The following is a 22951-nucleotide window of genomic DNA, read 5'->3' as shown; positions in this document are numbered from 1 at the left end:
AGGACTTGGCCGACTGCCAGTACCGGTCCAGACTGGCGATGCGTTCCCAGTCCCACCCTTAGGCTGGCATCGGCCTCTCGGGCATACCGCCGCGAGGGCAGCAGCAAAGGAGCAGAGCCATGAACAGCGACCAGATCAAGGGCAGTGTTAAGGAGATGGCCGGCAAGGCCCAGCGCAAGCTGGGTGAGGCCACCGGGAACACCGAGCAGCAACTCAAGGGCGCCGCGACCCAGGTCGAAGGCAAGGTCCAGAAGGCCGTGGGCGATGCCCGCGAAGCCTTCAAGGATGCTCGCACCAGCAGCCGCAAGCCCTGACGCCGAGTCGGACGATGCCTGCCGCTTGACAAGAATTTCCCGCAAAGAGGTTTGCCATGCGTTTCACTAATCCATTCATTCCCACGCAGCGCCGCACTGCCACTGCAGTCCTTGTCACCGCGGCCGTGCTGGTGGCCGGCTGCTCGTCCATGAGTGAGCGTGAGCAGGGGACGGCCAAGGGCGCCGGCGCCGGAGCGGTGGCAGGTGCCATCCTTGGCTCGGTGACGGGCGGTAGTGCCGGGCGAGGGGCCGTCATTGGCGGCGCTGTCGGTGCCGTGGCCGGCAACCTGTGGTCCAAGCACATGGAGGACAAGCGCAAGGCGCTGGCCCAGGCCAGCCAAGGCACGGGCGTGGAAGTTGCGCGCACCGATGACAACCGCCTAAAGCTCAACGTGCCGAGCGATGTGTCCTTTGATACCGGCCGTGCCGACATCAAGCCGCAGATGCGCCCGGTGCTCGACGAGGTCGGGCGCAACCTCGACCCGAACGTCCGCGTGACCATCGTCGGCCATACCGACAGCACCGGCAGTGATGCGATCAACGATCCGTTGTCACGCGAACGGGCGGTCGCGGTGCGCGACTACCTGGCCTCGCGAGGTGTTTCCACCTCAAGGGTCAGCGTCACCGGGCGCGGTTCGCATGAACCGGTAGCGAGCAACGACACAGAGGCCGGCCGCGCGGCCAACCGCCGTGTAGAGATCTTCCTTGCCGAGCAAGGCTAGGCAGAGGATTCCTGCGCGGCGACGTACCCATTCAAGGTCCGCCGCAAAGCACAAAGGGTCGACGCCTTCAGGCGTCGACCCTTTGATTTGTTTGGTGCCGGCAAGAGGAGTCGAACCCCCGACCTTCGCATTACGAATGCGCTGCTCTACCAACTGAGCTATGCCGGCCATGACGTGTTGTGCGTCAAGCCCGCCATTATAGCTTCTATTTTTGCTTCTCTTCCAGATGGTAGGCGGTGAATCGTTCCACCTCGTTCCGAGAGCCCAGCGCAACGGCAACGCGCTCGTGCAGCTTGCCCGGCTTCAGATCCATGATGCGCTCGACGCCATTGGTCGCCGCGCCGCCCGCCTGCTCGATCAGGAAGGACATGGGGTTGGCTTCGTAGAGCAGGCGCAGCTTGCCGGGCTTGTCGGGCTCGCGCTGATCCCAGGGGTACATGAACACGCCGCCACGCGTGAGGATGCGGTGCACGTCGGCCACCATGCTGGCCACCCAGCGCATGTTGAAGTCCTTGGTCCTGGGGCCGGTAGAGCCTGCCAGGCATTCGTCGATGTAGCGGCGCACCGGCGGCGCCCAGTGGCGCATGTTGGACATGTTGATCGCGAATTCCTTGGTGTCCTCGGGAATGCGCACCTGGTCCTGCGTCAGCACCCAAGAGCCTGTCTCGCGGTCCAGTGTGAACATCGCGACGCCATCACCCACCGTCAGCACCAGCATGCTTTGCGGACCGTAGACACAGTAGCCTGCAGCAGCCTGCTGCTTACCGGGCTGCAGGAAGTCCTCCTCCGACACGCCCCGTGCATGGCCCACCTTGCGCAGCACGCTGAAGATGGTGCCGATGGACACATTGACGTCGATGTTGCTGGAGCCGTCCAGGGGATCGAACAGCAGCAGGTACTCGCCTTGAGGGTAGCGGTTGGGAACGACGTAGATGCCGTCCATTTCCTCGCTGGCCATGGCGGCGAGATGGCCGCCCCATTCATTGGCTTCGATCAGCACCTCGTTGGCGATGATGTCGAGCTTCTTCTGCACCTCACCTTGCACGTTCTCGCTGCCGGCAGTGCCCAGCACGTCCCCAAGCGCCCCCTTGTTGACGGCGATGGCGATGCGCTTGCAGGCACGCGCAACAACCTCGATCAGCAGGCGCAGCTCCTGCGGGATGTGCCCGTGCTGGCGCTGCTGCTCGATGAGGTACTGGGTCAGGCTAGTCTGGCGCGCCATGGCTCAGTTCCCCGAGGCGAGTGCGCGCTCGACGATCTCGCGCACGTCGGGCGACAGGTCGGGCTTGGCGGCCACGCGGGCCACGGCCTCGCAGGCGGCCGTGCGGTAGGGATCGGCCAGCACGGCCCAGCGGTCCATCGCTCGAGCGATGCGGCTGGCGAGCTGCGGGTTGATGGCGTCGATGGCCAGCACCTGGTCGGCCCAGAACACGTAGCCGGCCGCGTCACTGCGGTGGAATGCAGCCGGGTTGAACATGCACAGTGAGGCCAGCAGGCTGCGTGCGCGGTTTGGGTTCTTCAGCGTGAAGTCGGCGTGCTTGGTAAGCGCCTTTACACGGGCGAACACGCGGCCCTCGCCCTCGGGGGCGCGGGCCTGCAGCGAGAACCACTTGTCGATGACCAGCGCATCATCCTTGAAGAGCGCGTGGAAGCGCTCCAGCGCCGGCGCGGCCAGCTCGGCGTTGGCGTTCACGAGCGCGGCCAGTGCACCCATGCGGTCGGTCATGTTGGAGGCGTCCTTGAAGCGCTGGTAGGCCTTGCCGGGCCACACGGCGTCGCCGCTCGACTGGGCGTCCAGCACGAGCATGGACAACGCCAGGTTGGCCAACGCGCGCTTGCCGGCCGAGATCGGGTCGGACGTGTAGCCGCCTTTGACCTGGTGCGCCTCAAAGGCTGCGGCCCAGTCGTCGCGCAGCGCGCTGGCGAGCTGGGCCTGCGCTGCCAGCACGGCGGCGTGGATAGCCTGCGGGTCCACGACGTCCAACTGCTCGGCGATGTAGCTCTCGCCTGGCAGCGTCAGCGCCAGCTCCTTGAAGGCAGGATCGAGGTCCGGGTGCGTCAGCACGCCGCGCATCGCGTCGATGAAGGCGGGGCTGAGCTGCAGCGGCTGGCCGGCACGCAGCGCGTGCAGGATGCGGTTCAGCGCCAGGCGCTGGCCGGCTTCCCAGCGGTTGAAGGGATCGCTGTCGTGGCGCATCAGCACCAGCAGCGCGGCATCGGACAGCGCGTCGTCCAGCACCACTGGCGCCGAGAAGCCGCGCAGCAGCGATGGCACGGGCTCGCTGTCGATGTTCTCAAACACGAAGGTCTGCTCGGCCTGGTCCAGCACCAGCACCTGCTCGGTGTCACCGTTGGCATTCAGCGCCAGTGCGACGCCGTGGCGGTCCAGCAGGCCCATGACGACGGGGATGACCTGGGGGAGCTTGGTTGGCTGGCCGGGCGTTGCGGGTGTCTGCTGCGTGAAGCGCAGCGTGAAGGTGCGCGCGGTGGCGTCGTGCTCACCTCGGGCGCTAACGCGCGGCGTGCCGGCCTGCGAGTACCAGCGCTTGAACGCATCCAGCCGCGTGGTCAGTGCAGAGCCGGGGTTGGCGTCGGCGATCGCCTGCGCGAAGTCGTCGCAGGTGACGGCCTGGCCATCATGGCGCTCGAAGTACAGCTTCATGCCGGCCTCGAAGCCCTTGCGGCCGACCAGCGTCTGGTACATGCGGACGACTTCCGAGCCCTTCTCGTAGACGGTGGCCGTGTAGAAGTTGTTGATCTCGCTGTAGCTGTCGGGGCGCACCGGATGGGCCATGGCGCCGCTGTCCTCGGGGAACTGCATCGCACGCAGCTGGCGCACGTCCTGGATGCGGCACACGGCGCGGGCACTGGGCGTGCCGGCCATGTCCATCGAGAACTCCTGGTCGCGGAAGACGGTCAGACCCTCTTTCAGCGACAGCTGGAACCAGTCGCGGCAAGTGACGCGGTTGCCGGTCCAGTTATGGAAGTACTCGTGCGCAACGATGGACTCGATGCGCGCGAAATCCACGTCCGTCGCAGTCGCCGGCGAGGCAAGCAGCGCCGACGTGTTGAAGATGTTCAAGCCCTTGTTCTCCATCGCGCCCATGTTGAAGTCGGATACGCCGACGACCATGAAGCGCTCCAGGTCCAGCGGCAGGCCGAAGCGGGCCTCGTCCCAGACGATGGAGGCGATGAGGCTGTTCATCGCGTGCTCGGTCTTCTCCAGGTCGCCGCGACGCACATAGACCTGCAGCAGATGGTCCTTGCCGGCCCGCGTGCGGATGCGTTGCTCGCGGGCGACCAGGTCGCCCGCCACGACGGCGAACAAATAGCTGGGCTTGGGGAAGGGGTCGTTCCAGACCGCGAAGTGCCGCCCGTTGTCCAGGTCGCCGCTGTCCACCAGGTTGCCATTGGCCAGCAGGATGGGGAAGCGGGCCTTGTCGGCGCGCAGCGTGACCGTGTAGACGGCCATCACGTCCGGGCGGTCCAGGAAGTAGGTGATGCGGCGAAAGCCCTCAGCCTCGCATTGCGTGAAGAAGCTGCCGCCCGACGTGTAGAGGCCCGACAGCGCCGTGTTCTTGTCGGGGCAGGTGGTGTTGCGGATTTCGAGCGAGAAGTCCGCGTCCGGGGCGTTGTCGATGATGAGCTCGTGGCCTTCCTGGCGGAATGACACGCTGCTGCCGTCGATCAGCACGCGCAACAGATTCAGTTCCTCGCCATGCAGACGCAGCGGGCCGTGCGGCACGGCGGTGTTTCGCTCGACCTGCATCTTGCTCGTGACGATGGTCTTGGCCGGGTCGAGGTCGAAGTTCAGGTCGACCTTGCGAATCCAGAACGCCGGCTGCTGGTAGTCCAGGCGCTGGATCAGGGGGGCGGTGCCTTCACGCATGAGGGGCTTCCTTGGGGTGAGGAAAAAGAAAGGGCCGCCGCAGCGGCCCGGAGGCGTCAGACGCCTTGCTTGAGGGACTCGGTGATGAAGGGGTCGAGGTCGCCGTCCAGCACCTTCTGCGTCGCCGACGTTTCGTAGTTGGTGCGCAGGTCCTTGATGCGGCTCTGGTCTAGCACGTAACTGCGAATCTGGTGGCCCCAACCGACGTCGGTCTTGGTGTCCTCCAGCTTCTGCTGTTCTTCCATGCGCTTCTTCATCTCATGGTCGTACAGCCGCGAGCGCAGGCGGCGCCAGGCGACGTCGCGGTTGCTGTGCTGGCTGCGGCCGTCCTGGCATTGCACGACGATGCCGGTCGGAATGTGCGTGAGGCGCACGGCCGAGTCGGTCTTGTTGATGTGCTGGCCGCCGGCACCGGACGCGCGGAACGTGTCGGTGCGAACATCGGCTGGGTTGATGTCGATCTCGATGGAGTCGTCGACTTCCGGGTAGACGAACAGCGATGCGAACGACGTGTGGCGGCCGCCGGACGAGTCGAACGGGCTCTTGCGCACCAGGCGGTGCACGCCGGTCTCGGTGCGCAGCAAGCCGAACGCGTACTCACCCTCGACCTTGATGGTGGCGCTCTTGATGCCGGCCACGTCGCCGGGTGTCTCGTCTTCAAGCGTCGCCTTGAAACCCTTGCGCTCGCAGTACTTCAGGTACTGGCGCAGCAGCATGCCGGCCCAGTCGCAGGCCTCGGTACCGCCGGCGCCGGCCTGGATGTCGATGAAGCAGTTGCTCGGGTCAGCCGGGTTGTTGAACATGCGGCGGAACTCAAGTTCCTCGATCTTCTCGCGCAGCTTTCCCGCGTCCTCCTCGATGGCCAGCATGCCGGCCTCGTCGCCTTCCTCACGGCTCATCTCGAAGAGTTCGCCGTTGTCGGCCAGCGAACTGGTCAACATCGTGATGGTGTCGACCACGGCTTCCAGCGCGCGCTTCTCCTTGCCCAGCTCTTGGGCACGCTTGGGGTCGTTCCAGACGGTGGGGTTCTCGAGCGACGCATTGACCTCGTTCAGGCGCAGTGCCTTGCGATCGAAGTCAAAGATACCCCCTTAGCGCGTCGGTGCGCGCTGAGAGGTCGGCGAGTGAGTTGCCGATTTGGTTGATGTGTTCGATGTCCATGACGGGCTTCTTTGGAAAACGGCGATTTTCTCATGGGCCAGAATGACGCCATGGCAGCTTCCGCCCCCGTCGATTACTGGCGCCGTACCCGGCGCCTCACCGCCTGGCTGCTGCTGGCCTGGGGTGTTGTCGGCTTCGCACCGGTGTTCTTCGCGCGCGAGCTCAGCGTCGAGGTCTTCGGCTGGCCGCTGGCCTTCTGGCTGGCCTCACAGGGGGCGCTGCTGGGCTTTTGCGCCATCGTCGTCGTCTACGCCTGGCGCATGAACCGGCTGGAGCGGGAGTTCAACGAGCCTCGCTCCTGAACAGCCGCCGCGTCTCGGCCTCGCCCACGTAACGGACGTAGCTGGCTTGCACCCATCCCTCTCGGCGCATCGCTTCCAGGTGGCGTTGCAACTGCTGCTGGTCCACCTGCGGGATGTTGGCGCGGTGCAGGTACAGGCCGATGGCTTCCGGCGAGTTTTCCGGCAGGTCAACGGTCACGGCGTGGGCCGGCAACAAGCCGTCTCGGCGCAGCTTGGCGTGAATCACGCTGGGGATGATGGCCGCCTGCAGCCGCCCGGCCGACAGCTTGGCGGCGAGATTGTCGTAGTCCGGCGAGTACTCGGCCTGACGCGCGGCGAGCAGGGCGTCCACGCCGTCCTTGAGCCGGCCCAGCCGCACGCCGCGCACGATGCCAAGCTTGAGATCGGGCCGCCGGCGCAGCGCCTCGAGCGAGCGAGGTGGCGAGTCCCCGACGAAGATGAGGTCCATCGTGGCATAGGCATATGGCAGGAACTGCCCGACGCGGTCGCGCTCTTCGGCCCGCATGGCCGACGTGATGAGGTCGAGCTGGCCCCTCTCGAACTCAAGCAGCAGGCGGGCTCGGGGACGGGATACGAACTTGACGTGGCAGCCGCTGCGCCGCGCCAGTTCGGCGACCAGGTCGGGCGCCAGTCCGCGCCATTTGCCGTCCTGCAGATAGGCTCCAAATCCCAGCTCGGAGATGCCGACGCTGAGATCGCGCGTGCAGCCGGCCTGGCCGACGGCCGGGGCCAGTGCCAGCACAAGCGCCAGAAAGGGCCGCCTCATGCGCCGGCCAGGAATGGTTCCAGCAGTGCCGCCAGCGCTTCTGGCTGATCGTGATGCAGCATGTGGCCGGCGTCCGGCAGCACGGCGCGCTCCAGGGCCGGCACCAGGCTCAGCCGGGCCTCGAAGTCGTCGCGCGGATAGCGCGTGCCCCAGAAGCGCGTCAACTGGTCGTCGCTGCCTTCGACCCAGAGCGTCGGCGCGGCGATGCGCTGCCAGCAGGCCAGCACCTCGGCCTTGCGGTAGAGCACCGGGTTGGCCAGTTTGTGTGCGGGGTCGGCGTTGAGCTGGAAGCCCTCGGGCGTTTCACGCGCCCAGTGCCGTGCCAGCCAGGCCGCCTTCGCCGCGGGCAGGCGGGGGTTGTTCTTCATCAGCCGCTCGGCCACGTCGGCCAGCGTCGCATAGGGGCGCAGCGATGGCGGCTCCTTCAGCTCGTCCAGCCACCTGGCCAGGCGTTCGGGCGCCGCGGCCGCCGCGGTGTCAGGCATGCCGAAGCCTTCGAGGTTGATCAGGCGCCGCACCCGCTGCGGGCGTACGCCGGCATAACTCATCACTACGTTGCCACCCATGCTGTGGCCCAGCAGGTCCACAGGTGCCGTGGGACTCAGCGCATCCAGAAGGGCATCCAGATCGCCGAGGTAGTCGGGGAACCAGTAGCAGTCGGCGCCCGTCGTTTCGCTCAGGCCGAAGCCGCGCCAGTCCAGTGCGATGACCTCGCGATCGTCGCCCAGCGCGTCGACGACGAACTGAAAGGAGGCGCCGACGTCCATCCAGCCATGCACCATGACCAGCGGCGGGCGGCCAGGCAAGGGCTGACCCCAGCGCAGCATGTGGTGGCGCAGGCCGCGCAGGGCCAGGAACTCGCTGCTAAGGGTGCGGCGCGGGATGTAGACATCGGGCATATACGCACTGTAGGACAACGCAGTCCGTCGACAATGGTTGCCATGCCCTCACGTCCCACCCTGCGCGCCGCCGAGCCGCGCGATCTGCCCGCCATCGTCCAGCTCATCGGCGAACTCGCGGAGTTCGAGCATCTGACCCATCTGCTCGAGGTGACGCCCGACAAGCTGGCCCCGCACCTGTTCGGCGATGACCCGGTTGCGGAATGCATGCTCGGCGAAGTCGACGGCGAGGTGGTCGCGTTCGCGCTGTACTACACCAACTTCTCGACCTTCTTGGCCAAGCCGGGGCTGTACCTGGAGGACCTGTACGTGCGTCCGGCCCACCGTCGCAGCGGCCTGGGGCGCTCGCTGCTGGTGCACCTGGCCCAACTGGCCTGCGAGCGCGGCTATGGACGTTTCGACTGGACGGTGCTGAACTGGAACGAAGACGCCATCCGCTTCTATGAGAAGCTGGGCGCCACGGTCATGCCTGAATGGCGCATCTGCCGGCTGACGGGCGATGCCCTGGAGCGCTACAGCGACGGTGACCGGCCCAGCATGTGGTCACCCTCCGCCTGGCTGGGGCTCTGAGCTGACAGCCCGGCGTCGGCTCCGGGCAATCCATTAGGCCGGTCCCGACCGGGCTGGCTAGCATTCGCCCCCTTGTCCCGATCGGGGTGGCCCATGGCGGAAGACCGTTACCAGCAGCTGCACGCCGCTTTCCGCTGGCAGGTGCCCGAGGACTTCAACATCGCCGAGGCCTGCTGTGGCCGCTGGGCGCGCGACACGCCCAAGGCCCCGGCCATCCATTTCGATAGCGAGAGCGGCTGCCGCGCAACCTACAGCTATGCCCAGCTGCAGCGCGCCGCGAATCGCCTGTCCAACGCGCTGCTGGGCCAGGGCGTGCGCCGTGGCCACCGAGTGGCCATCGTGCTGCCGCAGCGCTTCGAGACGGCTGTCGCCCACATCGCCATCCAGCAGATCGGCGCGGTCGCGATGCCGCTGTCCATGCTGTTTGGCGCCGAGGCGCTGGAGTACCGGCTGCAGGACAGCGGCGCCGTGCTGGCCATCGCCGCCTGCGAGGCGCTGCCGGCGCTGCGTGAGGTGAAGGCGCGCTGCACGGCGCTGCGGCGCATCCTCGTCGTCGGCCAGTGCCCGGTGGACTGTGACGAGCTGTCATGGATGCAGGCCCTGCAAGCCGAGGAGGCTCGTTTCAAGCCGGTAGGTACCAAGGCCGGCGATCCGGCCATCCTGATCTACACCAGCGGCACGACGGGCCAGCCCAAAGGCGCATTGATTCCCCAGCGGGCGCTTGTGGGCAACCTGAGCGGCTTCGTCGCGAGCCAGGACTGGTTCGGCTTCGATCCATTCGACGCGAGCAAGCCCAGCGACGCGGTCTTCTGGAGTCCGGCAGACTGGGCCTGGACGGGAGGGCTGATGGATGCGCTGCTGCCCACGCTGTACTTCGGCCGGCCCATCGTCGCCTGGCAGGGCCGCTTCTCGGCGGCCAAGGCCTTCGAGCTGATGGCGGCCTACGGTGTCACGCACAGCTTCCTGTTCCCCACCGCGCTCAAGGCCATGATGAAGGCCGAGCCCCGGCCGCAGCGCCACGGGCTACGGCTGCGCGCGTTGATGAGCGCTGGCGAGGCGGTGGGTGACGCCGTTTTCGCCTGGTGCCGGGACGCCCTGGGCGTTCCGGTCAATGAGATGTTTGGCCAGACTGAGATGAACTACGTCGTCGGCAACTGCCAGGCGTTGTGGCCGGCCAAGCCGGGCTGCATGGGCCGCGCCTATCCAGGTCATCGCGTGGCCGTCATCGACGACGAAGGCCAGGAGTGCATGCCTGGCGACATCGGCGAGGTGGCCGTGCACGCTCGCGACCGCCACGGCCAGCCCGACCCGGTGTTCTTCCTCGGCTACTGGAACAACGTGGCTGCGACTCGCGCCAAGTTCACTGGCGACCCGGCGGACAGCTGGTGCCGCACCGGCGACCTCGCGCGCATGGACGCCGACGGCACGCTCCGGTACGAGGGCCGCGCCGACGACGTCTTCAAGAGCGCCGGCTACCGCATCGGTCCAGGCGAGATCGAGAACTGCCTGCTCAAGCACCCTGCCGTGGCCAACGCGGCCGTGGTGCCCAAGCCTGACGCGGAGCGCGGCGCTGTCGTGAAGGCCTACGTCGTGCTGGCCGAGGGCCATGCGGGCGACGCGGCGCTGGTCGGGGCTCTGCAAGCCCATGTGAAGGAGCGGCTGGCACCCTATGAGTACCCCAAGGAGATCGAGTTCATCGACGCGCTGCCGATGACGACCACCGGCAAGGTGCAGCGTCGCGTGCTGCGCCAGCGCGAGCAGGAGCTTGCTGCACCGCCGTCTAGCTGAGCGTTGCGCCGCCACAGGCATTGGCATGAAATGCCATGCGTTCAAGTGGACCAAGGAGACGTCCATGATCGCGACCCAGCTTGCGAAATGCCTGCCAGAGCCCTGGCGGACGCGATTGCTGTTTCGGCTCGGCGTCGCGGCGACGCCGATGATGCGCTACGCGGGGCTCAGGCTGGTGGCACTTTCCGACGACAGCGTGACGCTGAGCATCGCGCTGTCGCGCCGCACGCGCAGCCCGTTCAACGGCATGTTCTTCGGGGCCATCGCCACCGGTGCCGATGCCGCCGCGGGGCTGTTCGCGATGAAGTTCATGCCGGAGACGGGTCATCGCGTCGTGCCCCTGGTCAGGGCTGCCAGCTCGGAGTATTTCAAGAAGCTGACCGGTACCGCGCATTTCAGCTGCGCCCAGGGCCGGGAGATCTACGCTGCATGCGAGCAGGCCCTCTCCACCGGCGAGCGGCAGGACGTCGATGTCGAGGTGATTGTGACCGTGCCATCTCAGCTTCGCGAGCAACCGGTGGCCCGCATCACTCATCGCATGTCGATCCGCAAGCTGCGCTAAGCCGGAGTGCCCATCAGCATTTGTAGGGCTTGCCCGTCATCTTGACCGCGCGCGGCGCGACGTTCTCGTTGAAGCGGTCGATGGTGGCGATGCGGGACTCCTCGGTCTCCACACAGGTGTCGCCTCGGCGCCTGCGCATGCGACCATCGCTGGTGCGCTCCTCCACCCAGTCCGCGGTGACGGCGGCGGCATTCGCGATCCGGTCCTCCAGCGTGAGGCGCCGGGTGTTGCTGCGCGGATCGTTCAGCGCGGCGCTGCGGGTGCTGGCGGACGCTGCATAGCCGGGCGGCAGCGTCAGACGCAGCGTGGTCCGGGGCGGCTCGGCAGCGGCGGCGGGCGTTGGGGGGGCGGCGGTTGCCGGGCTGACTGCGACGGGCGAGGGTGTTTCCGTGCTGAAAACAGGCGGAGCCGGTATGGGTAGATCGGGCGACGGCAAGCGCGGCGCAAGGGTGGCCGGCGGTTCGGGCGGAGGCGGTAACTGCCGAGGCTGCACGAGGCGCACCGTCGTCAACCGTCGTTTGCCGGCGTCCTCCAGCGGCGGTGGACGATGCAGCCACAGCAGCGCGAGCAACCCTGCGTGCAGGGCCGCGACGGCGATACGTGCGATCCAGCGGTGGTCCACCATGCCTAGAACTTCACACTGAGCTTGGTGCCAGCCGGCGACACCAGGCGGGCCGCGTCGGGCCAGTTCTCCTGGCCGGTCAGCAGCGCGCAGGGCCGGCCTTTTGCGCCTTTCGCGCCTTTGGTGGCGTCGGGGTCGGGCTCGCCGGCGGCCACGGGCAGAGGCAGGCCTAGCAGCTGCCCGTTCTCGCGCCACTCCAGCTCCCAGTTGGGCGTGGCGCTGCAGATGCGTACCGCCTGGATGCGCGGAAAGAGCCAGCGCAGGTACCAGGGCAGTAACTCTTCACGCAGCGTGCGGGCCACGCGCATGATCTGGCGCACCTTGGCTAGCGTCAGTTGCTCTGGCGGCGTCGTCAGCTCGACGCTGCCGCGCACGGCCAGCTTGCCCTGGCCGGCGTTGGTGGCCAGGTCTGCGGACCTGGCCTCGGCCTCGGTCAGCAGTGGCAGGTCAAAGCGCCCCTCGGCGTCGAGCTGGATGGGGTGGTCGGCCTCGTCGCTACGTACAACCATGCGCACGTCCTGCAGCGCGAGGGTGGTCTTGTCCGCGTCGACCCGGAAATCCATGCGGAACAGGCCCTCGCCATGCTTGCCGAGCTTGGCGAGGAAGTCGTTGATGCGCGCATAGGGCATGACGCCCTTGTCGCGCTTGAGCTCCGTTTTTACGGCGGGCAGCACTTCGGTCTGAGCGTGGGCGGCCGAGGCCGCGGCCAGCAGGCAGGCGAGCAGGATTCGCATGAGTCTCAGGTGGGGTCGTTGGGAGGCTCGGGGCCGGGCTCCCAGGCGAGCAGGTCGCCGGGCTGGCATTGCAGGGCTTCGCAGATGCGCGACAGGGTGTCGAAGCGCACGCCGCGCACTTTGCCGCTCTTGAGCAGCGACAGGTTGGCCTCCGTGATTCCTATGTGCTCGGCCAGCTCGCGCGAGCGCATCTTGCGGCGCGCGAGCATGACGTCGAGGGTGACGACGATGGGCATCGAAAGCTCTAGATGAACTCGGCGTTCTCGTCGGCGACACGAGCGGCTTCGGAGAGCACCTGCGCAAGGGCCAGCAGCAGCAGTCCGAAGAGCAGTGCCAGGTAGTGGTCCGACGTCAGGCCGAACCACAGCTGTCGCTCGCCCTTGGGGTTGCCCCACGTCACGGCGAGGATGCCCAGCGTGTGGCCCAGCGGCTGGGCGGCCGCCAGCGCGCACAGGCCCAGCCCCAGCCGGCGCAGGTGCTGGGCGGGGCGGCGTGCCAGCAGCTCGCCCTGGGCGAAGCAGCCGAACAGCGCCCACATCTGCCACAACGCGAACAGGCTGACCGACGTGGGCAGCAGCGAGGCCGCCAGACCCCACAGCCGTGAGCCGAGGTCGATCTGCAGCTTGCCGAGGTTCCAGGTACGGGCGGCAACTTCGGCCACCCAGTCGGGCTGGGCCCAGAAGATGAATGGCAGAGTGCCAATGACGACGACGCCCAGTAGGCTGAGCAGCCGCACGATCCAGGCGAGGCGGCGGATGCGCCGCAGGCCCTCGGCGGAAAAGGAATCAGGCATGGCGTCCGTCGTAAAACAAGAAAAACTTACTGTAAAACAATAATTGTCGATCGCGAAACAACGATATGGCCCGTCCCCGAGAATCAGGGGATGAGCAAGAAGAGCAGCCACGTCAGCGAGACCCCCGCGACCCAAGCCCTGAAGCGCGCTGGCGTCGCGTTCACGGAGCATGTCTATGACTACGTGGAGCACGGCGGCACGTCGGAATCGTCCAAGCAGCTGGGCGTGGACGAGCATGCCGTCGTGAAGACGCTGGTCATGCAGGACGAGAAGGCGGATCCGCTGATCGTGCTGATGCATGGCGACTGCACGGTCAGCCTGAAGGAGCTGGCGCGGCAGATTCCCTGCAAGAAGATCGAACCCTGCAAGCCCGATGTCGCCCAGCGCCACAGCGGCTACCAAGTTGGCGGCACGTCGCCGTTCGGCGTGCGCAAGGCGATGCCGGTATTCGTCGAGGCCAGCATCCTGGCACTGGAGAGGATCTGCATCAACGGCGGCCGGCGCGGCTACTTGGTCGGCATCGAGCCAAAGGTGCTCGTCGATCTGCTGGGTGCCCGGCCAGTCCATTGCGCGCTTGCCGCCTAGACCGCTCGCTGTCGACGAAAATTACATGATGTGTCATTTATTGGGTTTGTTTGCAATAGATTCGATATAAATCAATCATTTATGGCGCATGGCTTGAAAAATGCTTGGGAGCGGTCGTGACCAGTTCACCAAGGAGACGCCATGAGATCCTTCACTCGTGTTGCGGCGATCTGGGGCTTTGCCGCCGCTGCTATCGCCCTCTCGACCCCAGCCCAGGCTAGTCTGACGCTGACCGCTGCGGGTACCTCCAACGGCTTTTCGCTGACGACTTTTGCGGACTTCAGCTCCGTCACCGGTGGGGGCTGTTGCAACGGCCCCTTCGGTGTCGCCGTGAGCGGCAGCGGCAACGTGCTGGTGTCCGTCAGCGGTACGCGCTACGTCTTCAACAATGCCGACGGCCAGGCGCCGGGCACCGCCCTGGGCTCGGCAAGCAGTTCGTCGTTCACTGCGGCCTATGCCCGAGCTGGCGGCCTGGCCTACGGGGCTGACTCGGGACGCTTCGTCCAGTTCAAGAACGACGGCACCATCGATCACGTGCTGACGGGCGTGACACCTGGCCCCTACCTCGGCATGTGGGGCGCGCCCAATGGGCACATCATCGCGACCAGCGGTTCGGGCCTGATCGATATCGACCCGCTGGCGGCCGGCGGTGCCGGCAGCTACCGCCTCATCAACGGCGCCTTTGGCGACGGCGTGACGGTCTCCCCCGACGGTCTGACTGCCTATCTCGAGCAGTCCGGCGGCATCCAGGGCTACAACATCGCCACGGGCGCCGCGGTCGGCCCGTTCATCAGCGTGCCTGGCAACAGTGCGGACGGCACCGGCATGATCATCGGAGGCGCGCTCAACGGCAACCTGATCATCAACAATAACAACGGTGACGTCGACATGTGGGACTTCGGTACCAGCACGATGATCACGCTGGCCACAGGCTCCTCGCCGTTCGGTGCCGACCGTGGCGACTATGTCGCCGTTGACACCAAGGGCTGTCTCTTCCTCGACGAGGGCAACCGCGTCGACCGCCTGTGCCTGGCGGGCGCGAGCATCGGCGAGCCTGGAGGGGGCAACACGGTGCCCGAACCCGCAGCGATGCTGCTTGTCGGCGCAGCGCTGCTCGGCCTCGGTGCCGCCCGCCGCCGCCGTTTCTGACTGCACGCCGCGCTGGTTGAACCAGGCCCCGCGATGCGGGGCCTTTTCCAATGCAGGCAACCTCCCTCGGGGACTTACCCGGGGGCGTCAGTGGCGAAGCAGCCGGGCGACCAACGCACAATGACGGGCATGCAAGAGACCCTCCTCCCCCTGCTCGCCGCTGTCGCCGGCTACCTCGTAGGCTCGTTGTCCTTCGCCGTCCTCGTCAGCCGTGCGATGGGCCTGTCGGACCCGCGCAGCTACGGCTCCGGCAACCCCGGTGCCACCAACGTGCTGCGCTCGGGCAACAAGGCCGCGGCCATCCTGACGCTGGTGTTCGACGCGCTCAAGGGCTACCTCCCTGTGTTGGCCGTGCTGATCTGGGGCCCGCGCTTCGGGCTGGAAGAGGGCACGGCCGCGATGGTGGGCCTGGCCGCATTCCTCGGCCACCTGTGGCCCGTCTTCTTCCGCTTCCAGGGCGGCAAGGGCGTGGCCACGGCGGCCGGCGTCATCTTCGCGCTCAACCCCCTGCTAGGGGTTGCGACGCTGGCGACCTGGGCCATCATTGCCTGGTTCAGCCGCTACTCCTCGCTGGCTGCCATCGTGTCGGCCGCCTTCGCGCCGATGTATCAGTTGCTCATTTGGGAAGCCGGCCCCACCGCGCTGGCCCTCATCATCATGGGCCTGCTGCTGGTGTGGCGCCACCAGGCCAACATCAAGAAGCTGCTGGCCGGCACCGAAAGCCGGCTGGGCCAGAAGGCAGCAGCCCCCCCTGTCAAATCCATCAAGACCCGGAAGAAAGCATGACCACCTCCAACCCCGTTGAACGCTTCGATATCGGTGCCCGCCTGTCGGAGATGGCCGTCTACAACGGCGTGGCCTATCTCGCTGGCCAGGTGCCCGAGGATGCTGGTGCGGATATCACCGGCCAGACGGCCCAGGTACTTGCCGCCATCGACAAGCTGCTGGCGCGCGCCGGCACCGACAAGAGCCGCATCCTGATGGCGCAGATCTTCCTGGCCGATCGTGCCGACTTCCCCGGCATGAATGCCGCCTGGGACGCCTGGGTGTCCGCCGGCCACACACCGCCTCGCGCCACTGTCATTGCCGGCCTGGCACGCCCGGAGTGGAAAGTTGAGATCGTCGTCACCGCGGCGGTCTGAAGAATCCCGCGGGCTGAATGCCCTTGCCTTGATCATTGACAAGCCGCCGCACGGGTGGCGGCGCTAGCCTGCCGGTTCTTCCAAAGAGGGAACCGCCAACGTGTCGATCGAGTTGTTCCGCCAGGGGCGGCATGTCTGCGTCATGTTCTGCCGCCTTGGCGAGGAGGGGGGCGAGGCGGTCCAGGCCAACCAGTTCCTGCTCGTGAATGGTGACACCGGGGCCATCCTGGACCCCGGCGGCAACATTGCCTACAACGAGCTCTATCTCGGCATGTCGGCGTTCTTTGCGCCGCACAAGCTGGCCGCGATCCTGGCGTCACACGCCGATCCGGACATCATCGCGTCACTGGACCGCTGGATGACGGCGACCGAGGCTCCTGTCTACATCTCCCGCGTCTGGGAGCGCTTCGCGCCACACTTCTGCAAGCCTGGCAAGACGGCCGGCCGCATCATCGGCATGCCCGACGCTGGCGAGCGCCTGCAACTGGGCGCTGGCGCCGATCGCTTCGAACTGTGGGCGTTGCCAGCGCACTTCCTGCACGCCGAAGGCAACTTCCAGTTCTACGACCCAGTCAGCCGCGTCCTGTTCTCCGGCGACCTTGGCGCTTCGTTGGGTGCAAGCCTCAACCCGGAGCAGCCCGTCACGTCGCTGGCCGCACACATCCCGCGCATGGAGGGCTTTCACCGTCGCTACATGGTCAGCAACAAGGTGCTGCGCCTGTGGGCGTCCATGGTGCGCCAGCTCGACATCCAGATGATTGCGCCCCAGCACGGCTCGCCCATGGTGGGTGCGGCGGTCGGCGAGTTCATCGATTGGGTGGAGCAGCTGGAATGCGGCATCGATCTGTTCGGCCCGGCAAACTACCGCCTTCCCAGCTGAATCCAGATGCGCCGCCAGGCGCGCGCGGCACCCCTCGGGGCCGGCCGTGCCGAACTTCCATGCCTTTTGTCGTCACCGAGCCCTGCATCAAGTGCAAGTACACAGACTGTGTCAGCGTCTGTCCGATGGACTGCTTTGTCGAAGGCCCGAACTTCCTCGTCATCGACCCCGAGCAATGCATCGACTGCTCGGTGTGCGTGCCGCAATGCCCCGTGGGCGCCATCGTCGGGGCCAACGAGGTGACGCCGGAGCAAGCGCCCTTCGTGGCGCTCAATGCGCAGCTTGCGCGAGCGCCAGGCTGGCTCCCCATCACGGCATCCAAGGCCCCACCGGCCGACCATGCAGCCTGGACCGACGTGACCGGCAAGCTGGCCCGGCTGCAAACCGCCTGGTGAGCTGAGGCGGCCCGGGCGTGGTGGCGTCGGGGCGGATCAGCCGCCGCGTGCCCGGCGCTGCCAGAACCCGGTATCGAACAGCTGCTCGGCGCCGGTGCTGGCGTTGACGAGCCAGAACTGCTGCCCGTCCGGGCTCGCGCGCGATACCTCGCCGCTGTGGCGCCCCGCAGTCACGCGCCGGCCAACGGCGTTGGCGGGGAAGTCAGGGTGGCGCGCCAGCTCCAGCAGCGGCTGCGCGGCCCGCCCGTCTGCCGCGAGCCGCAGCTTGCGCATCAGTGGTGCCAGCAGCGCTCCCGTGGCATCCGCTGGCGACACGAACAGTATCAGCTTGGCCTGCGCGCGACTCAGTGCCACGTTGAGCAGGTGCTGCGCCTCCTCGCCTTGCAAGAAGGGCTGTGCGCCGTCTGCCGGGTCGAACAGCACAGCGGGCGCCTCGCTGCCCTGGGCGCGGTGCACGGTGCTGACGCGCAGCGCATCCGGCACGCCGCGGGCGCGCAGGCATTGGCGTATCAGTGCCCGCTGCGCGCGAAACGGCGTCAGCACGATCAGCTCATCGGGTCGCCAGTCGCCGCTGTCCAGGGCGTCGGCGACCAGCGACGCAATGGCTTCGGCCGACTCGCGCCGCACCGGCCCACGCTCATGCGCAGACCAGCCACCGTCCCGTGCAACCCGGTGCACATGCACCTGCGTATCCGGCCCAATGTCGCGCAGCGCACGGTGCCGGGCGGCCTGCCAGTCGGCCGATGCACGCGCATCGGCAGCAACGCGCAGCGCACCGTCGTAGAACAGCTGGCTGACGAGGTCGCCTATGGGCGCTGCCATGCGCGACTGCTCGTCCAGTAGCGCCACAGACGCACCGGCGCGCGGCATTTCGGCGAACGCCGAGCGGCCAAGCCAGCGGTGCGCAAGCCGGTCGTCGCTGCGAACCACTGGCGATAGCTGCTGCGGGTCGCCCGCGAACAGCCGGGCGCGGCCCAGCGGCATCAGTGCCAGGGCATGAGCGAGGCTGACCTGGCTGGCCTCGTCGAACACCAGCAGGTCGAAGGGCGGCTCGCTGTCTGGAACCAGCTCGCGCAGCGTCCTCAACGTGAAGGCGGCGCGTGTAGTCGTCATGCTGGCCAGACGGCAGCGCCGCAGCACCTTCAGCGAGGCGCTGCGCAGCTCGTCGCGCAAGGCCGCGACGCGGTCGGCCCAGGCCTTTAGCGCGGTGGCATCCCGAGTCGATGGTCGAGCGGCCTCGGTGCGTGCCAGGCGTGTGATGAGGTCTCGGTCCTGCGAGGGCAGCAGGTGCTCGCGGCCCTCGTAGGCGGCCGCGTCGAAGCGGGTGCCCAGCCGCTGCACCTGCGCCCGGCAATGCCCGCGTCGGCCCTTGTGCAGCGCCTTGTCGACGGCCAGTGTGGCCAGATCCACAGCGTGGTTGGTGGTGGACAGCAGCAGCACGCGGGCGTGGGGATGGCGGTCAAGGTACTCGGCGAGCAGAACCCCCAGCGTCGTCGTCTTGCCGGTGCCCGGTGGCCCCCACAGGAAGGCGCTGCTGAAGCCCGTCAGGGCCAGTGCCGCGCGCTGTGCCGGGCGCAGCCAGCGGAAGGGCTCGCCCGTCAGCGCTGTGCCGCCGCTCAGCGGCCGAGGAGCGGGGAGGTCGGGCAGGCAGGCCAGCGCCTGCTCGGCCCAGGGCGTGTCCCACCAAGCGTCGGCGACGGCGTTCAGGAAGCGGGTCGGGTACAGGCGAATCAGGTGTCCGGCTGGCGGCGGCGGGCTGCTCGCGTTCTGCAGCACCAACTGGTCTTCCTCCGCAAGTACGGCCAGCACGCTGGCGCCGCCCTTTGCCGGCGCGCCCCACCAGGCAGAAGCACCGTCCAGGCTGTCGTCAAGAAGCGCCTGTGCCGACGCCGTGCCAGGCTGCTGGCCTTCGGCGAACACATAGCCGGACTCCAGAGTGACGCGCCACAGCGGACCGTCGCGCTCGGTCTGAAGCACCTTGAAGTCGTAGTACTCGGGCGTGGCCGATAGCTCGGCATTCAGCGCCGAGCGCACGTCGGCAAGGCTCATCGTAAGACGGGGGGAGGGGGGAGAGGGCGCGACTGTAGCGGCCCGCGCTCGGGTCCCGGCGTTAGGGCTTGCCGTTGCCGTGATACGGCGTCAGCCGCAGCTCGACGCGCTGCTCACCGGCCGGGTCCTGCCAGATGATCGTCGCGGGCTCACCCCAGCGTGTGACGACCTCCGGCTCAGCCAGCAGGCGTCGCGGTTCGCCCACCAGCAGCCGAGTCTTGAGCCGGGCGCGATCATCACCTTCTGTGGTCACGACGATGTCGACGGCCAGTGCCTCCGCCTTGTCTTCCGGTTTTGGATGGGTTTGGATGCTCATGCGCGTGCCCTGTTCGCCCAGCAGGCGCATGCCGGGCGATGACACCGCCGTCAGATTGTGGTCGATGCCGACGTCCACCCAAACCATCTGCGGTGGTAGCGCAAAGCGTTCTGCGGACAGCTCGACGACAAGTGGTCGGCCGTCGGGCAGGCGGCCGTTGAACGTGCGCACGCTGCCGTCCGCGGCGAGCGGCGCCGGTTCATCGAGCGCTTGCCTGCAACTGCTGTCCAGCAACTGGCCGATGGAGCGCCAACTTCCGTCCGCGGAGCGTGTGCCGGTGACCTCGAGGCACCATTGCGGGCCACTCTTGTTGGACTCGACGTAGCGCGACTTCGTGCTGGCGGGCAAATGGCCAGGCATCAGCGGCATGGACTTCGTGGAGTGCCGCATGCTGCCGTTGCCTTCGCGGGCGACCATGCGCCAGCGCAGTATGGTGGGCTCGGGGTGGTCGCCGAGGTCGGCGGGCAACGGGTCTGCGAGCTGCTCCAACCAGTTGGGTGGCTTGCCGCCGGACTGCGTCGCAGCCGTGGCCGACACGGCGCCTGCCGTCGCCAACACCAGCGCGGCGATGACAGCGGGGTCGCGCCGCGGCTGCCCTCGCCGAGCGGCATGCGCCTGCAGTTGCGCGACGCGTTCCACCAGTCCGCTGCGCGAGCTCCATGAGCTGGTCAGCGTGGGCAGCAGCGCTCGGTTGGCCTGGTCGTGAGAGCGGATAAGGGCCTGTGCGTAACGGCCCAGGTCGGCGGCGACATTGCGCTCGATGAGCACGACGGCGTCGCAGGCCAGTTCCTGGTCGGCGCGCATGCGGCGCCAGGCCCACCAGCACAGCGGATTGAACCATTGCAGGCAGTAGCACAGCGTGGCCAGCAGGTTCCACAGGTTGTCTTGGCGGCGCAGATGCACGCCTTCGTGGGCCAGGATCAGCTCGCGCTCTTCGGCACTGAAGCGCTGCTCGAAGTCGGCCGGCAGCGCCAGCCGCGCCGGCAGCACGCCAACGACGCAGGCGCTGGCACCGGCGGGGAGCTGCAAGTGCGTGCAGTCCGGTACTGCGCGCAGTTGCCGACCGAAGCGGTGCTGCCGCAGTCCCAGCATCAGTGCCATCAGCAGCGCTCCGGTGGCCCAGCCGGCGACGGTTCGTTGCGGCCAAGTCGGGGCCGCCTCAGGCGGCACTGGCAGTGCCATGGCGGCCGCGCGGGCCTGTGTCGGTGTGACCCACTCCTGCAGCGCGGCCCGCTGCGGCTCGCTGAGGTGCAGCGGCGACGGCAACGGCGCGACGATCAGCGCGACTGGTACGCACAGCCACAGCAGGTAGGCGGCGCGGGCGTCGAAGGCACGTGCGAGCGGCCGGCGCAGCAGCGCCGCCATGGCCACGGCGGCGCTGACGGCCAACGTCTGGAACATCAGGGTCGACAGCATCGAACTCATTCGGGGTCTCCAGGGGCTGGTGTCAGGTTTTGTCTTCGTAGCGCGCCAGCATCGCGCGCAGCGCCTCGATGTCGGCGGGCTTCAGCTCGCGCTCCGACGCGAACTGCGTCACCAGCGGCGCAAGCCGCCCACCGAACAGGCGGTCGATCAGCGACAGGCCGGTGTCCGCTACCCAGGCGTCCTCCGGGACGGCGGGCGCGTACAGGAAGCGTCGGCCCTCTCGCTCGGCGGTCACGGCGCCTTTCTTCAGCAGCCGGTTCAGCAACGTCTTCACGGTAGCGAGCTGCCAGCCCTGCTGCGGCCCGAGCGCCGCGGCGATCTCGTCGGCGGCCTGTGGGGCGCGCTGCCAGAGCTGTCGCATGATCTGGGCTTCTGCGTCGCTGATAGGGGATGTGGTGCTTTTCATGATTACATTCGTAAACGATAGCAATGATTACGCCTGTAAACGATGTCGTCAAGTGCAGGCTTGTCACAGCCCCGCAATGTCGCTGGCCTAGGCTGGCGGCCAGGGCCGCCTTCGCGGCCGGGAGCCTCTCGTGAGCCATATCGAAGACGAACTGGTGAAGCGTATTCACCGCGACCTGCAGGACGATTTCGACGAAGAGCTGGAGCTCGAGCTCGAGGATCGCGACTATGGCGTGACGCAGGGCGATGCGCTGGCCGACGCGGCCCTGGAGCGCCGGCGCTATTTCCGCGAGCTGTTCCGGTTGCAGAGCGAGCTGGTCAAGCTGCAGGACTGGGTGCAGCACACTGGCCACAAGGTTGTCATCCTGTTCGAGGGGCGTGACGCGGCGGGCAAAGGCGGTGTCATCAAGCGCATCACGCAGCGGCTGAACCCGCGCGTGTGCCGCGTGGCCGCGCTGCCGGCACCCAACGACCGTGAGCGCACGCAATGGTATTTCCAGCGCTACGTGTCACACCTGCCGGCAGCCGGCGAGATCGTGCTGTTCGATCGCAGCTGGTACAACCGCGCCGGCGTCGAGCGCGTGATGGGCTTTTGCACGGATGAGCAGTACGAGGAGTTCTTCCGTTCCGCTCCCGAGTTCGAGCGGATGCTGCAGCGCTCGGGGATCCAGCTCATCAAGTACTGGTTCTCGATCAGCGACGACGAGCAGCGCATCCGCTTCATGAGCCGCATCCACGACCCGCTCAAACAGTGGAAGCTCAGCCCCATGGACCTGGAGTCGCGCCGCCGCTGGGAGGAGTACACCAAGGCCAAGGAGGTGATGCTGGAGCGCACCCACATCCCGGAGTCGCCCTGGTGGGTGGTGCCTGCGGACGACAAGAAACGGGCGCGGCTGAACTGCATCAGCCACTTGCTGTCGCAGATGCCCTACCAGGAGGTGCAGCATGCCGACATCCAGCTGCCCGCGCGCGAACGCCGCGAGGACTACATCCGCCACCCGGTGCCGGACAATCTGATCGTGCCCGAGGTGTACTGAGGTCCGTCTAGCATGCGGGGCATGCAACTGCCACCGCGCTCGCTGATCGTCGTCGTCGCGCTGACCGCTGCGGCTTCCTGGGCCTGGCGCGGTCATGTCGCGGCCGGAGATGCCGATCGGCTGGCCCGGCAGGTGCAGCCAGGTGACATCCGCATGATCTCGTCCGAGACCTGCGGCTGGTGCATGGCAGCACAGCGCTGGATGACGCAGGAAGGCATTGCGTTCGACGAGTGCTTCATCGAACGCAATGCTCAATGCCTGGCCGACTACCAGGCACTGGGCGGCATGGGAACGCCCACGCTGGTCGTGCGCGGCCGCACGGTACTCGGCTTCGACCGGGCCCGAATCCTCGACATCCTGGAACAGGCCGAACCGAGTCGGCAACGCTGACTCAGCAGCGCTGGCGACTCGGCTCGGCGGCGGTAGAAAAAGGCGTCATTCGCATG

General features: G+C 67.4%; 26 protein-coding genes and 1 tRNA gene. 14 read left to right on the top strand and 13 right to left on the bottom strand.

The features are described 5' to 3' along the window. Window positions 1-119: 119 nt before the first annotated feature. Together QM732_RS16390 and QM732_RS16385 are read left to right on the top strand one after the other, a co-directional pair. Entirely contained in the window at window positions 120-314 is a 195-nt protein-coding gene (locus QM732_RS16390) for a CsbD family protein (RefSeq protein ID WP_415657170.1), read from the top strand. A 56-nt stretch (window positions 315-370) separates the two neighbouring features. Continuing rightward, on the top strand, window positions 371-1036 hold the full coding sequence (locus QM732_RS16385; RefSeq protein WP_415657169.1) for an OmpA family protein: 666 nt from the start codon (window positions 371-373) through the stop codon (window positions 1034-1036). Window positions 1037-1128: 92 nt separating this feature from the next. On the opposite strand, the gene QM732_RS16380 is transcribed toward QM732_RS16385, so the two are convergent. The 4 genes from QM732_RS16380 to prfB all read right to left on the bottom strand — a co-directional run bounded on the left by QM732_RS16380 (window position 1129) and on the right by prfB (window position 6086). Continuing rightward, window positions 1129-1204, bottom strand: a tRNA-Thr gene (locus QM732_RS16380). A gap of 37 nt (window positions 1205-1241) precedes the next feature. Next, window positions 1242-2258: a class 1 fructose-bisphosphatase gene (locus QM732_RS16375; RefSeq protein WP_415657168.1), complete on the bottom strand. Its 1017-nt coding sequence runs from the start codon at window positions 2256-2258 to the stop codon at window positions 1242-1244. Between the two features lie 3 nt (window positions 2259-2261). Beyond that, window positions 2262-4925: an aminopeptidase N gene (gene pepN / locus QM732_RS16370; RefSeq protein ID WP_415657167.1), complete on the bottom strand. Its 2664-nt coding sequence runs from the start codon at window positions 4923-4925 to the stop codon at window positions 2262-2264. Window positions 4926-4981: 56 nt separating this feature from the next. Then, a protein-coding gene (gene prfB, locus QM732_RS16365; protein WP_415657166.1) for a peptide chain release factor 2 occupies window positions 4982-6086 on the bottom strand; the annotation gives its coding sequence in 2 pieces (ribosomal slippage) (window positions 4982-6004 and window positions 6006-6086; 1104 coding nt in all). Window positions 6087-6136: 50 nt separating this feature from the next. Between prfB and QM732_RS16360 the strand changes: the two genes are divergently transcribed. Continuing rightward, a complete protein-coding gene (locus QM732_RS16360; protein ID WP_415657165.1) occupies window positions 6137-6388 on the top strand; it encodes a DUF4212 domain-containing protein in 252 nt (83 codons plus the stop codon). Here the strand turns inward: QM732_RS16360 and QM732_RS16355 are convergent. Together QM732_RS16355 and QM732_RS16350 are read right to left on the bottom strand one after the other, a co-directional pair. Then, the gene (locus tag QM732_RS16355) at window positions 6369-7154 is read right to left on the bottom strand and encodes a substrate-binding periplasmic protein (RefSeq protein ID WP_415657164.1); all 786 of its coding nucleotides are present in this window, start codon (window positions 7152-7154) and stop codon (window positions 6369-6371) included. The two genes, QM732_RS16360 and QM732_RS16355, sit on opposite strands and share 20 nt — an antisense overlap. Then, window positions 7151-8053, bottom strand: a complete 903-nt coding sequence (locus QM732_RS16350; RefSeq protein ID WP_415657163.1) for an alpha/beta fold hydrolase — start codon at window positions 8051-8053, stop codon at window positions 7151-7153. Before QM732_RS16350 ends, QM732_RS16355 begins: the two co-directional genes overlap by 4 nt. Window positions 8054-8095: 42 nt before the next feature. On the opposite strand from QM732_RS16350, the gene QM732_RS16345 reads away from it, so the two are divergent. The 3 genes from QM732_RS16345 to QM732_RS16335 all read left to right on the top strand — a co-directional run bounded on the left by QM732_RS16345 (window position 8096) and on the right by QM732_RS16335 (window position 10973). Next, window positions 8096-8623, top strand: coding sequence for a GNAT family N-acetyltransferase (locus QM732_RS16345; RefSeq protein ID WP_415657162.1), 528 nt, complete (start codon window positions 8096-8098; stop codon window positions 8621-8623). 93 nt (window positions 8624-8716) lie between these two features. Beyond that, window positions 8717-10411 (top strand): acyl-CoA synthetase, encoded by a 1695-nt coding sequence (locus tag QM732_RS16340; RefSeq protein WP_415657161.1) that lies wholly within the window; start codon window positions 8717-8719, stop codon window positions 10409-10411. A gap of 64 nt (window positions 10412-10475) precedes the next feature. Then, complete coding sequence (locus tag QM732_RS16335) at window positions 10476-10973, top strand: DUF4442 domain-containing protein (protein ID WP_415657160.1); 498 nt, start codon at window positions 10476-10478, stop codon at window positions 10971-10973. Window positions 10974-10986: 13 nt separating this feature from the next. Here the strand turns inward: QM732_RS16335 and QM732_RS16330 are convergent, their stop codons facing one another. The 4 genes from QM732_RS16330 to QM732_RS16315 are packed head-to-tail and all read right to left on the bottom strand — an operon-like array spanning window position 10987 to window position 13122. Beyond that, window positions 10987-11598: a hypothetical protein gene (locus QM732_RS16330; protein ID WP_415657159.1), complete on the bottom strand. Its 612-nt coding sequence runs from the start codon at window positions 11596-11598 to the stop codon at window positions 10987-10989. 2 nt (window positions 11599-11600) lie between these two features. After that, window positions 11601-12329 (bottom strand): hypothetical protein, encoded by a 729-nt coding sequence (locus QM732_RS16325; protein WP_415657158.1) that lies wholly within the window; start codon window positions 12327-12329, stop codon window positions 11601-11603. Window positions 12330-12334: 5 nt separating this feature from the next. Continuing rightward, window positions 12335-12565 (bottom strand): helix-turn-helix domain-containing protein, encoded by a 231-nt coding sequence (locus tag QM732_RS16320; protein ID WP_415657157.1) that lies wholly within the window; start codon window positions 12563-12565, stop codon window positions 12335-12337. 8 nt (window positions 12566-12573) lie between these two features. After that, window positions 12574-13122 (bottom strand): DUF2975 domain-containing protein, encoded by a 549-nt coding sequence (locus tag QM732_RS16315; RefSeq protein ID WP_415657156.1) that lies wholly within the window; start codon window positions 13120-13122, stop codon window positions 12574-12576. Window positions 13123-13212: 90 nt separating this feature from the next. Here QM732_RS16315 and QM732_RS16310 point away from each other — a divergent pair, with 90 nt between their 5' ends. The 6 genes from QM732_RS16310 (at window position 13213) to fdxA (ending at window position 17273) form a co-directional block, all read left to right on the top strand. Further along, window positions 13213-13707, top strand: coding sequence for an aminoacyl-tRNA deacylase (locus QM732_RS16310; RefSeq protein WP_415657155.1), 495 nt, complete (start codon window positions 13213-13215; stop codon window positions 13705-13707). Window positions 13708-13848: 141 nt separating this feature from the next. Beyond that, entirely contained in the window at window positions 13849-14856 is a 1008-nt protein-coding gene (locus QM732_RS16305; RefSeq protein WP_415657154.1) for a PEP-CTERM sorting domain-containing protein, read from the top strand. Window positions 14857-14985: 129 nt separating this feature from the next. Beyond that, on the top strand, window positions 14986-15642 hold the full coding sequence (plsY, locus tag QM732_RS16300) for a glycerol-3-phosphate 1-O-acyltransferase PlsY (RefSeq protein WP_415657153.1): 657 nt from the start codon (window positions 14986-14988) through the stop codon (window positions 15640-15642). Continuing rightward, a complete protein-coding gene (locus QM732_RS16295) occupies window positions 15639-15998 on the top strand; it encodes a RidA family protein (RefSeq protein WP_415657152.1) in 360 nt (119 codons plus the stop codon). The genes plsY and QM732_RS16295 overlap by 4 nt, the downstream gene beginning before the upstream one ends. A gap of 100 nt (window positions 15999-16098) precedes the next feature. Then, window positions 16099-16878: an MBL fold metallo-hydrolase gene (locus QM732_RS16290; RefSeq protein ID WP_415657151.1), complete on the top strand. Its 780-nt coding sequence runs from the start codon at window positions 16099-16101 to the stop codon at window positions 16876-16878. Window positions 16879-16937: 59 nt separating this feature from the next. Beyond that, window positions 16938-17273: a ferredoxin FdxA gene (gene fdxA, locus QM732_RS16285; RefSeq protein ID WP_415657150.1), complete on the top strand. Its 336-nt coding sequence runs from the start codon at window positions 16938-16940 to the stop codon at window positions 17271-17273. Window positions 17274-17309: 36 nt separating this feature from the next. Here fdxA and QM732_RS16280 read toward each other — a convergent pair whose 3' ends face one another. From QM732_RS16280 to QM732_RS16270, 3 genes are all read right to left on the bottom strand, one after another. After that, entirely contained in the window at window positions 17310-19322 is a 2013-nt protein-coding gene (locus QM732_RS16280) for a DEAD/DEAH box helicase (protein ID WP_415657149.1), read from the bottom strand. A 61-nt stretch (window positions 19323-19383) separates the two neighbouring features. Next, window positions 19384-21063 carry a M56 family metallopeptidase gene (locus tag QM732_RS16275; protein ID WP_415657148.1) on the bottom strand — a complete coding sequence of 560 codons (1680 nt, stop codon included), beginning with the start codon at window positions 21061-21063 and terminating at the stop codon, window positions 19384-19386. A 22-nt stretch (window positions 21064-21085) separates the two neighbouring features. Further along, window positions 21086-21469, bottom strand: a complete 384-nt coding sequence (locus tag QM732_RS16270; RefSeq protein WP_415657147.1) for a BlaI/MecI/CopY family transcriptional regulator — start codon at window positions 21467-21469, stop codon at window positions 21086-21088. Between the two features lie 130 nt (window positions 21470-21599). On the opposite strand from QM732_RS16270, the gene ppk2 reads away from it, so the two are divergent. Together ppk2 and QM732_RS16260 are read left to right on the top strand one after the other, a co-directional pair. Then, window positions 21600-22505, top strand: a complete 906-nt coding sequence (gene ppk2, locus QM732_RS16265) for a polyphosphate kinase 2 (protein WP_415657146.1) — start codon at window positions 21600-21602, stop codon at window positions 22503-22505. 21 nt (window positions 22506-22526) lie between these two features. Continuing rightward, complete coding sequence (locus tag QM732_RS16260; protein ID WP_415657145.1) at window positions 22527-22895, top strand: glutaredoxin family protein; 369 nt, start codon at window positions 22527-22529, stop codon at window positions 22893-22895. The last annotated feature ends 56 nt before the right edge of the window (window positions 22896-22951 follow it).

The organism is Roseateles sp. (genome assembly GCF_047654805.1).
Lineage (GTDB): Bacteria > Pseudomonadota > Gammaproteobacteria > Burkholderiales > Burkholderiaceae_C > Pelomonas.
This window is presented reverse-complemented; position numbering and strand designations above follow the sequence as displayed.

Coding starts and splice junctions, on each gene's coding strand:
- QM732_RS16320 (WP_415657157.1), bottom strand. CDS start 12,565: ATGCCCATCGTCGTCACCCTCGACGTCATGCTCGCGCGCCGCAAGATG.
- QM732_RS16345 (WP_415657162.1), top strand. CDS start 8,096: ATGCCCTCACGTCCCACCCTGCGCGCCGCCGAGCCGCGCGATCTGCCC.
- plsY (WP_415657153.1), top strand. CDS start 14,986: ATGCAAGAGACCCTCCTCCCCCTGCTCGCCGCTGTCGCCGGCTACCTC.
- QM732_RS16350 (WP_415657163.1), bottom strand. CDS start 8,053: ATGCCCGATGTCTACATCCCGCGCCGCACCCTTAGCAGCGAGTTCCTG.
- QM732_RS16355 (WP_415657164.1), bottom strand. CDS start 7,154: ATGAGGCGGCCCTTTCTGGCGCTTGTGCTGGCACTGGCCCCGGCCGTC.
- QM732_RS16280 (WP_415657149.1), bottom strand. CDS start 19,322: ATGAGCCTTGCCGACGTGCGCTCGGCGCTGAATGCCGAGCTATCGGCC.
- QM732_RS16310 (WP_415657155.1), top strand. CDS start 13,213: ATGAGCAAGAAGAGCAGCCACGTCAGCGAGACCCCCGCGACCCAAGCC.
- QM732_RS16385 (WP_415657169.1), top strand. CDS start 371: ATGCGTTTCACTAATCCATTCATTCCCACGCAGCGCCGCACTGCCACT.
- QM732_RS16360 (WP_415657165.1), top strand. CDS start 6,137: ATGGCAGCTTCCGCCCCCGTCGATTACTGGCGCCGTACCCGGCGCCTC.
- QM732_RS16275 (WP_415657148.1), bottom strand. CDS start 21,063: ATGAGTTCGATGCTGTCGACCCTGATGTTCCAGACGTTGGCCGTCAGC.
- QM732_RS16340 (WP_415657161.1), top strand. CDS start 8,717: ATGGCGGAAGACCGTTACCAGCAGCTGCACGCCGCTTTCCGCTGGCAG.
- QM732_RS16335 (WP_415657160.1), top strand. CDS start 10,476: ATGATCGCGACCCAGCTTGCGAAATGCCTGCCAGAGCCCTGGCGGACG.
- QM732_RS16375 (WP_415657168.1), bottom strand. CDS start 2,258: ATGGCGCGCCAGACTAGCCTGACCCAGTACCTCATCGAGCAGCAGCGC.
- QM732_RS16295 (WP_415657152.1), top strand. CDS start 15,639: ATGACCACCTCCAACCCCGTTGAACGCTTCGATATCGGTGCCCGCCTG.
- QM732_RS16390 (WP_415657170.1), top strand. CDS start 120: ATGAACAGCGACCAGATCAAGGGCAGTGTTAAGGAGATGGCCGGCAAG.
- QM732_RS16270 (WP_415657147.1), bottom strand. CDS start 21,469: ATGAAAAGCACCACATCCCCTATCAGCGACGCAGAAGCCCAGATCATG.
- QM732_RS16305 (WP_415657154.1), top strand. CDS start 13,849: ATGAGATCCTTCACTCGTGTTGCGGCGATCTGGGGCTTTGCCGCCGCT.
- fdxA (WP_415657150.1), top strand. CDS start 16,938: ATGCCTTTTGTCGTCACCGAGCCCTGCATCAAGTGCAAGTACACAGAC.
- QM732_RS16330 (WP_415657159.1), bottom strand. CDS start 11,598: ATGGTGGACCACCGCTGGATCGCACGTATCGCCGTCGCGGCCCTGCAC.
- pepN (WP_415657167.1), bottom strand. CDS start 4,925: ATGCGTGAAGGCACCGCCCCCCTGATCCAGCGCCTGGACTACCAGCAG.
- QM732_RS16260 (WP_415657145.1), top strand. CDS start 22,527: ATGCAACTGCCACCGCGCTCGCTGATCGTCGTCGTCGCGCTGACCGCT.
- QM732_RS16315 (WP_415657156.1), bottom strand. CDS start 13,122: ATGCCTGATTCCTTTTCCGCCGAGGGCCTGCGGCGCATCCGCCGCCTC.
- QM732_RS16325 (WP_415657158.1), bottom strand. CDS start 12,329: ATGCGAATCCTGCTCGCCTGCCTGCTGGCCGCGGCCTCGGCCGCCCAC.